This window comes from Mycobacterium europaeum, assembly GCF_034555895.2.
GTDB classification, from domain to species: domain Bacteria; phylum Actinomycetota; class Actinomycetes; order Mycobacteriales; family Mycobacteriaceae; genus Mycobacterium; species Mycobacterium europaeum.
In genome coordinates this window covers 495,249-508,716 of record NZ_CP157315.1, presented here as the reverse complement: position 1 = coordinate 508,716, position 13,468 = coordinate 495,249, and the positions used below count along the sequence as shown (strand labels likewise).

Below are 13,468 nucleotides of genomic sequence, written 5' to 3'. Positions count from 1 at the left end.
GACGCCGGTGCCCCCAGTCGGACTCGAACCGACACTGGGCGGATTTTAAGTCCGCTGCCTCTGCCAATTGGGCTATGGGGGCTCGGCGGCGAATCTAGCGCGCGGGCGCCGAATCCGGGACACCGCATCCCGTTGTATCGCGCGAAATCGCCTAAATGCGACTCGGGGGTGCGTCGGCTAGGATCCGCCGGCGCGCGCCTTCACCACGGTTTTCGGGCAGATGACAGATGACACCGCTATGTCGTCCGACAGGACCGTGTTAAAACTGCCGCCTTCCTCGTTAAGAAGCCGTAAACGGCTGTCACCCCGGCCCTTTCGGTCGGGAACGTGGAGTCGGGGGTCGTTAGTGTTACGCCAACGCACAGGGGCCGTTACGCGAACACTCAGGGTCGATCCACCGCATGGGGGTCGGCCGTTCCGAACACTAGGGAGCAATAGATGTCATTTCTGACGACACAGACAGAAGAGATGCTAGCTGCGGAGCAGCTGCTGTCGGGGATCAACACCAACCTGGCGGCGCAGAACACGGGCGCCGCGTCGGCGACCACGGTCATCGCTCCCGCGGCCGCCGACCCGGTGTCGGCCCAGCAGGCGGCGATCTTCTCGGCGTTCGGCACCCAGTACCAGGCCATCGCCGCCGAGGCACAGGCGCAGCTCGAACAGTATGCGCAGACCCTGGGCATCAGCTCCGGCAGCTACGCCAACACCGAGGCCGTCAACGCCGCCCAGGCCACGCTGTCGAACGCGACCATGGCTGCGGATCCCGCTGCTGCGGCCGCTGCCACGCCCACGAACACCCCGCTCGACTACCTGGCCTGGCTGCTCGGCAGCACCGGCAACGGCACCAACCCGAACATGTTGGGCGGAATCTTCGGCCTCTCCAGCAACGGCGCCAACATCGGCAACATCGGCTTCGGCAACTGGGCCTCCGCGGCTTCGGACCTGCTGGGGCTGGCCGGTGGCGGCCTGCTCGACACCTCGGCGGCCGATGCCGCCGGTGCCGCCGCCGACGCGGCCGGCCTCGCCGACGTCACGACGCCCATGGCCGGCGCCGGCATGGGCGCCATGCCGATGGCCTCGATGGGCTCGGCGACCATGGTCAGCAACCTCTCGGTGCCGCCGAGTTGGGCCGGCTCGGCCAGCCCGGTGGTCGGCACCAGCGCCGCACCGCTGCAAACGGTGGGCTGGACCGCCGCCGCCCCGCAGGCCGGCACGGGGACGATCATCCCGGGGATGCCGGGGATGGGCGCGGCCGCGCGCAACAGCGCCGGCTTCGGCGCGCCGCGCTACGGCGTCAAGCCGATTGTCATGCCGAAACCGGCGACCGTCTAACCGTCGGACTCCTCCCTCAAAAGACATCACATTCCAAAAGACAAAAGGAGCGGGAAACACAAATGGTTCTTGACTTTGCAGCAATTCCCCCGGAGATCACCTCCTCGCTCATGTACGCCGGCGCGGGCGCCGCGCCGCTGATGGCGGCCGCGACGGCGTACGCCAACCTGGCCGCCGAGGTGAGCGCCACGGCAACCCAGTGGGAGTCGATCGTCTCGCTGCTGACCACCGAGAATTGGACGGGAGGCGGGTCTGCCGCGGCGGCGACCGCGGCCCAGCCGATCATCACTTACCTGACCGAGACGGCGACGACGCTCGAGCAGGCGGGCGCGCAGGCCACCGCCTCGGCGGCCGCCTACGAGGCGGCGTTCGCGGCGACGGTGCCGCCGCCGGTGATCGCGGCCAACCGGACGTTGCTGGCGACGCTCGTCGCGACCAACTTCCTGGGTGTGAACTCGGCCGCGATCGCCGCGGCGGAAGCCGACTACGCCGCGATGTGGGCCCAGGACGCCGCCATGATGGCCGCCTACCAGGCCGCATCGGCGGTGGCCGGGGTGCTGACGCCCGTCACGCCGCTGACGTCGACCACCAACCCCACGGTGGCCGCGGCACTCGACAGCACCGCGCTCACGGCCGACTCGACGGGTGGCACGGCCCAGGCGTTGGCGGCCCCGGTCTCCGCGGCACCTTTGGCCGCCGCGGCGGCGCCCACCCTGCCCTTCCAGACCACGGGCATTCTGGGCTCGATCGACAACTTCCTGGGCACCCCGGCTGTGCTCAACGGCATCAACGGCGGCGTGAACACCGCGGCCTGGTTCGTCATGAACACCATCCCGACAGCCGTGTCGCTGGGCCACACACTCGGCTCAGTGCCGTCGATCCCGTTCGCGCTCACCGACTCCGTCACGCCGCTCGCCGGCGGGATGGTGCAGGGCACCATGGTCGGCTCGGTGTCGGGAGCGGGTGCATCGGCCGCCCTGGGTGAGGCCTCGGCGGTCGGCGGGCTGTCCGTGCCGGCCGGCTGGAATGCCGCCGCCCCGGCGTCGTTGGCGTCCTCCACCGCACCGCTCGAGGGCTCCGGCTGGACCGCCGCGGCCGAGGCGGAGCCGGTCACCGCGATGCCGGGCATGCCGGGCATGGCCGCGGCGGCCAAGGGCGCCGGAGCCTACGGCTCGGGCCCGCGGTACGGCTTCAAGCCGATCGTCATGCCCAAGCAGGTTGTCGTCTGATGTCTGGACCACCGATACGGGAAATAAGGGGGTACATGTCACCCGTTTGAGGCGAGCAGTTAGCCGGTAGGCCGTAATCTGTCCATAACGCGGCCACCACCGCATCAATTACACACTTTTAAGACTTCGGCACTGAAGGCTTGAAGGATAAGGAGAAAAAACATGGCAACACGTTTCATGACCGACCCGCACGAGATGCGGGCGATGGCGGGCCGCTTCGAGGTCCACGCCCAGACCGTTGAGGACGAGGCCCGCAAGATGTGGGCGTCTTCGATGAACATCGCCGGCTCGGGCTGGAGCGGTCAGGCGCAGGCTACCTCGTACGACACCATGGGGCAGGTCAACCAGGCCTTCCGCAACATCGTCAACATGCTCCACGGCGTGCGCGACGGACTGATCCGCGACGCGAACAACTACGAGCAGCAAGAGCAGGCCTCGCAGCAGATCCTGGGCAGCTAACAGCCGAAAATCGCTGCAGTCCAACACTTTTTAGGAGCTAAGCAATGAGCATTAACTACCAGTTCGGCGATGTCGACGCCCACGGTGCGTTGATCCGCGCCCAGGCCGCGTCTCTGGAGGCTGAGCACCAGGCCATCGTTCGCGATGTGCTTGCTGCGGGTGACTTCTGGGGCGGTGCGGGTTCGGTGGCCTGCCAGGAGTTCATCACCCAGTTGGGTCGCAACTTCCAGGTGATCTACGAGCAGGCCAACGCCCATGGGCAGAAGGTGCAAAGCGCCGGCAGCAACATGGCCAGCACCGACAGCGCCGTCGGGTCCAGCTGGGCCTGACACCGCGTCTCCGCTCGAAGGGCCCGCACACCACGGTGTGCGGGCCCTTTCGGTGTCCCGAACAGCTTTCGGCCCGGCGTTACCCCGCCACCGGCGAACGCGGGATGAGCGACGGGCGGAACCCTATCCGCTGAACCCCGCCGTCGGACTCACGCCCGACCATGGCGCCCAGCGGCAGCTTGGAGATCCCGGTGGCTTGCGACGGCGCCGGCGCCGCGCTCCACCCGGCCGGCGTGGCGCCGGCGTCGAGGGTGGCGGGCAGCGGTGTCACCGACGACACGGTGTCGGCCCAGGTCGGCGGCACCGACAACGTCCCTAACGAGGCCGCCTGGCCCACGCCCGCCGACGCGCCTTCGCCGAGTCCACCGATCGGCCCGAGGGTTCCCAGGCCACCCGCGTCCCCGAGGCCGGCTACGCCCGGAATCGCGCCGCCCTCCGCACCGATGATCGAGCCCGCGCCCTCCATGTCGATGCCCAGGCCGTACACGTCCATGCCAATCCCTGCGCCGTCGGCGCCCAATCCTGCGCCATCCCCACCGAAACCGGCGAAATCCGATCCCACCCCGATCGCGTCCGAGGCCAGCCCGGCCGTATTTCCCGCGCCGGTGGTGCCGCCGAGAGCGGTCCCCAGACCCGACGCGGCCCCCAGGCCGGTGCTGGCCGTCTTCGTCGCGCTCTTGGACGTGCCGGTCAGGCTCGAGAGCGCACCGAGCGGGCTCGAGGCCCCGGACGTTCCCAGCGACGCCCCGGTACCCACCGCCGCCTGCGAGAGGCCCGCACCGGACGTGGACCCGGGCGTCGACATGCTCTGCAGCGCCTGCGGAACGGTGGACATCACCTGCGATGACGCGGTCTGTGCCGCACTGCCGGCCTGGGTGCCGGTGGCCTGGGTCACCGCGCCGGCCTGGCCGGCGGCCCCGCCCGGATTGGTCGTCTGCGGCGGCGGCGCGAAGGCGCTGAAGGTCGACGCGGAGGCAGAGCTGGCGGCGTAGCCGTACATCGCGGTCGCGTCCTGGGCCCACATCTCGCTGTACTCGGCCTCGGTGGCCATGATCGCCGGCGTGTTCTGCCCCAGGACGTTGGTCGCGATCAACGCCATGAGCCGGGCACGGTTGGCCGCGATGAGCGGCGGTGGCACGGTCATGGCGTACGCCGCCTCGTAGGCCGCCGCCGCGGACGTGGCCTGGGTCGCCGACTGCTCGCAGAGTTCGGCGGTGGCACGCAGCCACACCACGTAGGGTGCGACGGCGGCGGCCATCGACGCCGAAGTCGGGCCCAGCCATTCGTCCATCAGGGTGGTGATCACCGACTCATAGCCGCCGGCGGTCGAGTTCAGCTCCAGGGCCAGCGCGTCCCATCCCGCCGAGGCGGCCAGCAGCGTCGCGGGCCCGGGCCCCACATACATCCGACCGGAGTTGACTTCCGGAGGCAACGCTCCAAAATCCATTGCTTTCCTTCGCTAGTGGCGTGACCGCAGTCGCCGCGGCGTTCCGCCGACCCGAAATGCATCTGAAAACGGTTTCGGGTAACCAAGATTCGTAACAGCACGTAACGTGCCATTAACGACGATTGGAGACGTCGTCGTCTCCGGCCGTCGTGCGTACGTGTTCGGCACCGACGGTACTCGTCGCAATGACATGGGTTTCAGTCACCGAAATCCGCTCTTGCGCTGATGATTTGGACAGCCTAACCTCGGAAATGATCCGGCCCGCCAGACCAACAACGCTGTAGCCCAGTATTTTTGGGGAATCAACTCATCTCAAGTTGGCTGATGCGACACATAGAAAACTCATATTTGAACGGCATGTGATGTGACGCGGCCGACAACTCGACATTTGAGGTTTCTATGAGTCCCGTGACAGTTAGGTGTGTGTTTGCCAGAATGGAAGAACATGACCGCAATGTCGGGCTACGCGGGGGGTCAGCGCCCCCGCCAGGCCATTCTCGGGCAGTTGCCCAGGATCTACCGCGCCGATGGATCGCCGATCAGGGTCCTACTGGTCGATGACGAGCCGGCGCTGACGAACCTGGTGAAGATGGCGCTGCACTACGAGGGCTGGGTCGTCGACATCGCCCACAACGGGCGCGAGGCACTGGCGAAGTACGACAAGGTCAACCCCGACGTCCTCGTGCTCGACATCATGCTTCCCGACGTCGACGGGCTCCGAATCCTGGAACGTGTCCGCCAGTCCGATGCCTACACCCCGACGCTGTTCCTGACCGCGCGCGACTCGGTCATGGACCGGGTCACCGGCCTGACCGCCGGCGCCGACGACTACATGACCAAGCCGTTCAGCCTCGAGGAGCTCGTCGCCCGGCTGCGGGGGTTGCTGCGCCGTTCCGGCCAGCAGACGCCGCCGGCCGCCGAAACCCTCAAAGTCGGCGATCTGCGCCTCGACACCGCCAGCCGCGAGGTGACCCGCGACGGAACCCAGATATCGCTTTCCTCGACCGAGTTCGAGCTGCTGCGGTTCCTCATGCGCAATCCCCGCCGGGCGCTGAGCCGAACCGAAATCCTGGACCGCGTCTGGAACTACGACTTCGCCGGCCGTACCAGCATCGTCGACCTGTACATCTCATATCTGAGGAAGAAGATCGACTCCGGCCGGGATCCGATGATTCACACCGTGCGTGGTGTCGGATACATGCTGCGGCCCCCGGAATGAGCCGGAACCGGGACGCCCTGGCCGGAGACCTTCCGCGGTGGCTACCCCGTTCGTTACGGCGCCAATTGCTGTTGGGCGTACTGGCCGTGGTCAGCGTGGTGCTGATGACGGTGGGAATCGTCTCCGTGCTGAGCCTGCGCGGCTACGTCACCTCGATGAGCGACGCCGACGTCGCCGGTTCGTTGGATGCGCTGGGCCACTCTTACGGCAAATACCTTGAGAGTGAACGGGATTCGCCCGGCACCGCCAAGCCGCTGGGCCAGGCGATGCTGCAGTTCCCCGACCAGACGCCGGGAAACCTGATCGTGGTGCTGCACAACGGCGCCGTCATCGGATCGGCGGTGTTCTCGGAGGCCGAAGCGCGGCCCGCGCCCGCCGACGTGATTCGGGCGATCGAAGCGCAGTCATGGGGCGAGGGACCGCCACGAACCGAAAACCTTGGCAGCCTCGGGTTCTACCGGGTCAACAGCCACGTCGACGGACCCGACGTGCTGGTCGCCGGGGTGTCCCTGAATCTCGCCGACCAGATCATCGCCCGCAAGCAACTCACCACCACCGTGCTCATAGCCGCCGCTCTGGCGGTCACCGCCGGGCTCACCGTGTGGGTCGTCGGCTACACCCTCCGACCGCTGCGCCGGTTGGCCGGTGTCGCCGCGGAAGTCGCCGCCATGCCGCTCACCGACGACGACCACCGAATCAGCGTCCGGGTGCGGCCGCGGGACACCAACCAGCAGAACGAGGTCGGCATCGTTGGCCACACCCTGAACCGGCTGCTGGACAACGTCGACAGCGCGCTGGCGCAGCGCGCCGAATCCGACCTGCGCATGCGGCAATTCATCACCGACGCCAGCCACGAGCTGCGAACGCCGCTGGCGGCGATTCAGGGATACGCCGAACTCACCCGCCAGGACAGCTCGCAGTTGCCGCCGACCACCGAATACGCGCTGGCCCGCATCGAGTCCGAAGCGCAGCGGATGACGCTGCTGGTCGACGAGCTGCTGCTGCTCTCCCGCCTCGGCGAGGGGCAAGACCTGCAGAGCGAGGACGTCGACCTCGCGGACCTGGTGGTCGACGCCGTGAACGACGCGGCGGTCGCGGCGCCCACGCACAATTGGGTGAAGGACCTACCCGACGAACCGGTGTGGGTCCGCGGCGATCGCGCCCGGCTGCACCAGCTGGTCAGCAACCTGCTCAACAACGCCCGGGTGCACACCCCGCCCGGGGTCACCGTCACGACGGCGATCACCAGCCGCCGCGACGGGTCCGAGCCCCCGTTCGCGGAACTGACCGTCACCGACGACGGGCCGGGCATCGACCCCGAGCTTCTCCCCCGCTTGTTCGAACGGTTCGCCCGGGCGCACAACTCGAGGCTCAACAGCTCGGGCACCGGGCTGGGCCTGGCCATCGTCGATTCGATCGTCAAGGCCCACCACGGGTCCGTCGCCGCCGAATCCGCCGAGGGCAGAACGGTTTTCCGGGTGCGGATCCCGATGATCGCCGGCCCCGGCACCTAGGGTGTGACCGTCATCGGGGACTGCCCGACGCAGGCCGCTTCCCGACATCCGTGATCGCCGCCAAACCGTCATAGGCCTCCCACCAGGTGGCCTCATGCTGGACAGGTGAGATGGCACGAGCCGTCAACATGCGGTCGGCATCGACGAGCATTTCGACCAGCGTTCGCCATTGCATGTACCTGCGCAGCTCCTGCACGTCGGCGGTGTTGGGCATGAGGATGATCGACATCGACCTGCCTCGAACGCGGCGGGGCCCGGCCCGTAGGAAGAGGAACATGCTGATCCCCAGGTAGCCGGTCGCAGCAACTGTCAGAACGGTGTCGGGCGAGGTCATCGCAGTGCCGAACACCATGACGCACAGCAGCATGAGCGTGGCGGCAGTTATCGGCCAAGCACGCCAGAGCCGCGCCAGCCGCCGGTCAGTGGTAGTGGCTCCGGGCGGGTAGATGGTCAGGCTGTAGCGGCGCACACCGTACCGGCCGACCACGGCCTCGTACGATCCCCAGGGGTGGGCGCCGTCCAGCAGGCGCGACAACCAACCCGGTCCGGAAATTGGCACCTGGGCGGGCGGGGCAACTAGGCGTTCAACGGTTCGGTGTTGAGGCTCAGGCATGGTTTCGGGTCTACGCCGAGCTCATGACGCTCGCGGCGATACGGACAGCATCCATATGCCCGAGGCGCCAATGTTTACGGATCCTTTTCGGACCGCTGATCATTCGCGGGAGTCTGGATCGAATCGCCGGTCAGCACGCCTCTGACGTCGAGCGCCTTCTCAAAGCCCTTGCCAGGGGCGCCCATTGAAGTCCGCTCACAGCGCAGGGTGTTCGAACTGGCGTGCGTAAACAAACCGTAAAGGAGGAGCGCGAGCCCGTTAGGGAAGTGTCAACCAAAGGCCCTAGCCCGAAGGTGCCGGTTAATTTCAAGCTGACCTTGCCTCCAGACGCAGCGTGTGGCTGACTCGATGGAGGGCTTTCGCGTGCACACGGTTGGTGCTGAACGGAGACGAGATGGGCTCGGAATGGGCGTAGTGGCGTTCGTCGCGCTCACGGTGGCGGTGTTCGCCGTGCTGGGCTTGGCACAGAAGTTGGTCGAGCGGCTGTGAACTACGAAAACATCGTCGGTTTGGTGCTTTCTGTCGTCCTTGCCCTGTTCCTTGGGTGCGCCTTGCTGTTCCCGGAGAGGTTCTAGTGAGCACAACCACAGCGGGAGTCGTCTTCCTCGTCGTTCTCATCGCGGCTTTGGTTCTGGTGCACGTGCCCCTCGGCGACTACATGTACCGCGTTTACACGGCAGACGAGGATTCGTATGTCGAGCGGGCGATCTACCGGTTGATCGGTGTCGATTCCCGCTCGGAGCAAACGTGGGGCGCCTACGCCCGAAGCGTGTTGGCGTTCTCGTCGATCAGCATCCTGTTCCTGTTCTTCTTCCAGCTCTTGCAGGGCAAGCTGCCGCTGCATCTGCACGACCCGGCCACCAAAATGACCCCGGGGCTGGCGTGGAACACCGCGGTCAGCTTCGTCACCAATACCAACTGGCAGGCCTACTCGGGCGAGTCCACGCAGGGCCACCTGGTGCAGATGGCCGGCCTCGCGGTGCAGAACTTCGTCTCCGCCGCCGTCGGCATGGCGGTCGCGATCGCGCTGGTGCGCGGGTTCGCGCGCACGCGCACCGGCGAGCTGGGGAACTTCTGGGTCGACCTGGTGCGAGGCACGCTTCGTATCCTGCTGCCCATAGCGGTCCTGGGTGCGATCCTGCTGATCGCGGGCGGGGCCATCCAGAACTTCCACCTGAACGACCAAGTAGTCACCACCCTCGGCGGCACGCCGCAGACCATCACCGGCGGCCCGGTGGCCAGTCAAGAAGTCATCAAGGAGCTGGGCACCAACGGCGGCGGCTTCTACAACGCGAACTCAGCCCACCCGTTCGAGAATCCGACCAGGTGGACCAACTGGCTGGAAATCTTTCTGTTACTGGTGATTAGCTTCTCGCTGCCTCGCACGTTCGGGCGCATGGTGGGCAGCACGAAGCAGGGTTACGCGATCGCATCAGTGATGGCCTCGCTCTACGCGATCAGCGTGACCTTCATGATGTGGTTCCAGCTGCAGCACCACGGCACGGTTCCGACCGCGGTCGGCTCGGCGATGGAGGGCGTCGAGCAGCGGTTCGGCGTGGCCAACTCCGCGGTGTTCGCCGACTCGACGACGCTCACCTCCACCGGCGCCGTCGACTCCTTCCACGACTCCTACACCAGCCTCGGCGGAATGATGACCATGTTCAACATGCAGCTCGGCGAGGTCGCGCCCGGTGGCACCGGCTCGGGCCTGTACGGCATGCTGATCCTGGCCGTGATCACCGTATTCGTCGCGGGGCTGATGGTCGGCCGTACCCCCGAATACCTCGGCAAGAAGATCAACCCGCGCGAAATCAAGCTCGCCGCAAGCTACTTCCTCGTCACGCCGCTGATCGTGCTGACCGGGACCGCGATCGCGATGGCGCTGCCGGGCGAGCGCGCCGGGATGCTGAACACCGGCCCGCACGGGCTGTCCGAGGTGCTGTACGCGTTCACCTCCGCGGCCAACAACAACGGGTCGGCCTTCGCCGGCATCAGCGTCAACACCAATTGGTACAACACCGCCCTCGGCCTGGCCATGGTGTTCGGCCGATTCCTGCCGATCGTGCTCGTCCTGGCTTTGGCCGGCTCACTGGCCAGGCAGGGCCAGACGCCCGAATCGGCGGGCACCCTGCCCACCCATCGACCGCAATTCGTGGGCATGGTCGCCGGCGTCACCCTGATCCTGGTGGCCCTCACCTTCCTGCCCATGCTGGCGCTCGGACCTCTCGCCGAAGGAATCCACTGATGACCGCCTCCACCATCGACACGGCTGAAGAGGCTCAGCCGACCGACCACGCGAGCAAGAAACGGGTGCAGGGCGGATTGCTCGATCCGAAGATGCTGTGGCGCTCGACGCCGGACGCGCTGGCAAAACTCAACCCCCGCACGTTGTGGCGCAACCCGGTCATGTTCATCGTCGAGATCGGCGCCACCTGGAGCACGGTGCTGGCGATCATCAACCCGACCTGGTTCGCCTGGCTCACCGTGGTATGGCTCTGGCTCACAGTATTTTTCGCAAATGTGGCCGAGGCGGTGGCGGAAGGCCGCGGCAAGGCTCAGGCCGAAACCCTGCGCCGGGCCAAAACCCAGACGCTGGCCCGGCGGCTCAAGGACTGGCAACCCGGCGCGCCCGTCGTCGAGGAAGAGGTTGCCGCACCGCTGCTGCAACAGGGTGACGTCGTGGTGGTCGAGGCCGGGCAGGTGATACCGGGCGATGGCGACGTCGTCGAAGGCATTGCCTCCGTGGACGAATCGGCCATCACCGGCGAATCGGCGCCGGTCATCCGCGAGTCCGGTGGCGACCGCTCGGCGGTCACCGGTGGCACCACCGTGCTGAGTGACCGCATCGTCGTGCGAATCACCCAGAAGCCCGGCGAGAGCTTCATCGACCGGATGATCGCGCTTGTCGAAGGCGCCAACCGGCAGAAGACCCCCAACGAGATCGCGCTCAACATCCTGTTGGCCGCGCTGACCATCATCTTCGTCTTCGCGGTCGCCACCCTGCAGCCGCTGGCGATCTATTCGAAGATGAACAATCCCGGCGTCCCAGACACCCAGGCGCTCAACGCCAACGGCGTCACCGGGATCGTCATGGTGTCGCTGCTGGTGTGCCTCATCCCCACCACCATCGGCGCACTGCTCTCCGCGATCGGTATCGCCGGCATGGACCGGCTGGTACAACGCAACGTGCTCGCGATGTCCGGGCGGGCGGTGGAAGCCGCCGGCGACGTCAACACGTTGCTGCTCGACAAGACGGGGACCATCACGCTCGGCAACCGGCAGGCCGCGGCCTTCGTCCCCCTTGACGGTGTCACCAACGAGCAATTGGCCGACGCCGCACAGCTGTCCAGCCTCGCCGACGAAACCCCCGAGGGGCGCTCGATCGTCGTCTACGCCAAGCAGCACTTCGGGCTGCGCGCACGAACACCGGGCGAACTCACCCACGCCCACTGGGTGGAGTTCTCGGCCACCACGCGCATGTCGGGAGTCGACCTCGACGGACACCAGCTGCGCAAGGGCGCGGCCAGCTCGGTGGCGGACTGGGTGCGCGGCCAGGGCGGCCAGGTCCCCCACCAGCTCGGCGAGCTCGTGGACGGCATCTCCGCCGCCGGCGGCACCCCGTTGGTGGTCGGGGAGCGCCGCGACGGCAACGCGGCGGTGCTCGGCGTGATCCACCTCAAGGACGTCGTCAAGCAGGGCATGCGCGATCGATTCGACGAGATGCGCAGGATGGGCATCCGCACGGTGATGATCACCGGCGACAACCCGTTGACCGCCAGAGCGATTGCCGACGAGGCCGGCGTTGACGACTTCCTCGCCGAGGCGACGCCCGAGGACAAGCTCGAGTTGATCAAGCGGGAGCAGGAGGGCGGCAAGCTGGTGGCGATGACCGGCGACGGCACCAACGACGCGCCGGCCCTGGCCCAGGCCGACGTGGGCGTGGCGATGAACACCGGTACCTCGGCCGCCAAAGAGGCGGGCAACATGGTCGACCTCGACTCCGACCCGACCAAGCTCATCGAGATCGTCGAGATCGGCAAGCAGTTGCTGATCACCCGCGGCGCGTTGACCACCTTCTCGATCGCCAACGACATCGCAAAGTACTTCGCGATCATCCCGGCCATGTTCGTCGCGCTGTTCCCGGGGCTGGACACGATCAATATCATGCGGCTGCACAGCCCCGAGTCGGCGATCCTGTCCGCGGTGATCTTCAACGCGATCATCATCGTGGCGCTGATCCCGTTGTCGCTGCGCGGCGTCCGCTACACACCGAGCAGCGCGTCAAAGCTGTTGAGCCGCAACCTCTACATCTATGGCCTGGGCGGCATCGTGGCCCCCTTCGTCGGAATCAAGCTGATCGACCTGATCGTCCAATTCGTCCCGGGGATGTCCTGACCATGAGCTTCTCGACTTTCGTCCGCATACACTGGGCGGCGTTCCGCGCGTTGCTGGTGCTGACCGTGATCACCGGCATCGCCTACCCGCTCTCCATCTGGCTGATCGCGCAGCTACCGGGTCTGCACGACAAGGCGGAGGGGTCGATCCTCACCGCCAACGGCAAACCGGTCGGCAGCCGGCTGATCGGTCAGCTGTTCACCGACTCAGCCGGTAACCCGCTGCCCCAGTACTTTCAGAGCCGGCCCTCGGCGGCCGGCAACGGCTACGACCCCCTGTCGACGAGCGCGAGCAACCTCGGGCCGGAAAGCATCGTCGACACACCCGCGGATCCGGCGCAGCTGGCGGCGGGCAAGTCCGCTACCGACGCGGGCTTCAAGCCGAGCCTGCTCACCCAGGTGTGCACGCGCAGCGAGGCGGTGGGCAAGCTCGAGGGCGTGGACGGATCGCGACCGTTCTGCACGGGCGGCGGTGTGGGCGCCGTCCTTTCGGTGATCGGGCCGCGCGACGCCCGCGGAAACGTCGTCCACCCCACCCGGGTGGTCAGCGTCAACGAGCCGTGCCGAGCGACGCCGGCACCGTTCCTCCCCCTCTACGAAGGTGTCCGCGTCGAGTGCGCCAAGGACGGCGAGGACTATGCGATCGGCCAGATGGTTCCGATCCGCGGCGCCGCGCCCGCCAACCCCGCCGTGCCCGCCGACGCGGTCACCGCCAGCGGCAGCGGTCTGGATCCGGACATCTCACCGGCCTACGCCGACCTGCAGGTCGCCAGGGTGGCCAAGGCCCGGCACGTCAGCCCGGATCAGATCCGGGCTGTCGTAGCGCAGTACACGAACGGCCGCACGCTTGGATTTTTCGGCGAACCATGTGTCAACGTGTTGCAGCTCAACCTGCAACTCGATCACAAATATCCAGTCTCGAGCTAGCGCGA

The 13,468-nt window shown here is 67.1% G+C and carries 13 protein-coding genes and 1 tRNA gene; 11 read left to right on the top strand and 3 right to left on the bottom strand.

The window, feature by feature from the left end; translation table 11 throughout:
• Positions 1-8: 8 nt before the first annotated feature.
• Positions 9-82 (bottom strand) — tRNA-Leu (locus U8D42_RS02575).
• A gap of 356 nt (positions 83-438) precedes the next feature.
• On the opposite strand from U8D42_RS02575, the gene U8D42_RS02570 reads away from it, so the two are divergent.
• The 4 genes from U8D42_RS02570 to U8D42_RS02555 all read left to right on the top strand — a co-directional run bounded on the left by U8D42_RS02570 (position 439) and on the right by U8D42_RS02555 (position 3,349).
• On the top strand, positions 439-1,332 hold the full coding sequence (locus tag U8D42_RS02570) for a PPE family protein, SVP subgroup (RefSeq protein ID WP_322859345.1): 894 nt from the start codon (positions 439-441) through the stop codon (positions 1,330-1,332).
• Between the two features lie 62 nt (positions 1,333-1,394).
• Positions 1,395-2,561 (top strand): PPE family protein, SVP subgroup, encoded by a 1,167-nt coding sequence (locus U8D42_RS02565; RefSeq protein ID WP_322859346.1) that lies wholly within the window; start codon positions 1,395-1,397, stop codon positions 2,559-2,561.
• A gap of 162 nt (positions 2,562-2,723) precedes the next feature.
• Positions 2,724-3,020 carry a WXG100 family type VII secretion target gene (locus U8D42_RS02560; RefSeq protein ID WP_007771418.1) on the top strand — a complete coding sequence of 99 codons (297 nt, stop codon included), beginning with the start codon at positions 2,724-2,726 and terminating at the stop codon, positions 3,018-3,020.
• A 44-nt stretch (positions 3,021-3,064) separates the two neighbouring features.
• Positions 3,065-3,349, top strand: coding sequence for a WXG100 family type VII secretion target (locus U8D42_RS02555; RefSeq protein WP_067128747.1), 285 nt, complete (start codon positions 3,065-3,067; stop codon positions 3,347-3,349).
• A 79-nt stretch (positions 3,350-3,428) separates the two neighbouring features.
• Here the strand turns inward: U8D42_RS02555 and U8D42_RS02550 are convergent, their stop codons facing one another.
• Positions 3,429-4,796, bottom strand: a complete 1,368-nt coding sequence (locus tag U8D42_RS02550) for a PPE family protein (protein ID WP_322859347.1) — start codon at positions 4,794-4,796, stop codon at positions 3,429-3,431.
• 445 nt (positions 4,797-5,241) lie between these two features.
• Here U8D42_RS02550 and U8D42_RS02545 point away from each other — a divergent pair, with 445 nt between their 5' ends.
• Positions 5,242-6,015: a response regulator transcription factor gene (locus U8D42_RS02545; RefSeq protein WP_085239699.1), complete on the top strand. Its 774-nt coding sequence runs from the start codon at positions 5,242-5,244 to the stop codon at positions 6,013-6,015.
• Positions 6,012-7,529 (top strand): sensor histidine kinase, encoded by a 1,518-nt coding sequence (locus U8D42_RS02540; RefSeq protein ID WP_322859348.1) that lies wholly within the window; start codon positions 6,012-6,014, stop codon positions 7,527-7,529. The genes U8D42_RS02545 and U8D42_RS02540 overlap by 4 nt, the downstream gene beginning before the upstream one ends.
• A 10-nt stretch (positions 7,530-7,539) precedes the next feature.
• Here U8D42_RS02540 and U8D42_RS02535 read toward each other — a convergent pair whose 3' ends face one another.
• Complete coding sequence (locus tag U8D42_RS02535; protein ID WP_322859349.1) at positions 7,540-8,064, bottom strand: DUF6611 family protein; 525 nt, start codon at positions 8,062-8,064, stop codon at positions 7,540-7,542.
• Between the two features lie 414 nt (positions 8,065-8,478).
• On the opposite strand from U8D42_RS02535, the gene U8D42_RS02530 reads away from it, so the two are divergent.
• From U8D42_RS02530 to U8D42_RS02510, 5 genes are read left to right on the top strand one after another with little or no spacing between them, the layout of a single operon-like run.
• Positions 8,479-8,631, top strand: coding sequence for a hypothetical protein (locus U8D42_RS02530; protein ID WP_322859350.1), 153 nt, complete (start codon positions 8,479-8,481; stop codon positions 8,629-8,631).
• The gene (kdpF, locus tag U8D42_RS02525; RefSeq protein ID WP_102419760.1) at positions 8,628-8,717 is read left to right on the top strand and encodes a K(+)-transporting ATPase subunit F; all 90 of its coding nucleotides are present in this window, start codon (positions 8,628-8,630) and stop codon (positions 8,715-8,717) included. Before U8D42_RS02530 ends, kdpF begins: the two co-directional genes overlap by 4 nt.
• Positions 8,717-10,387: a potassium-transporting ATPase subunit KdpA gene (kdpA, locus tag U8D42_RS02520; protein ID WP_322859351.1), complete on the top strand. Its 1,671-nt coding sequence runs from the start codon at positions 8,717-8,719 to the stop codon at positions 10,385-10,387. The genes kdpF and kdpA overlap by 1 nt, the downstream gene beginning before the upstream one ends.
• Positions 10,387-12,537 carry a potassium-transporting ATPase subunit KdpB gene (kdpB, locus tag U8D42_RS02515; RefSeq protein WP_322859352.1) on the top strand — a complete coding sequence of 717 codons (2,151 nt, stop codon included), beginning with the start codon at positions 10,387-10,389 and terminating at the stop codon, positions 12,535-12,537. The genes kdpA and kdpB overlap by 1 nt, the downstream gene beginning before the upstream one ends.
• Before the next feature lie 2 nt (positions 12,538-12,539).
• A complete protein-coding gene (locus U8D42_RS02510) occupies positions 12,540-13,463 on the top strand; it encodes a potassium-transporting ATPase subunit C (RefSeq protein WP_322859353.1) in 924 nt (307 codons plus the stop codon).
• The last annotated feature ends 5 nt before the right edge of the window (positions 13,464-13,468 follow it).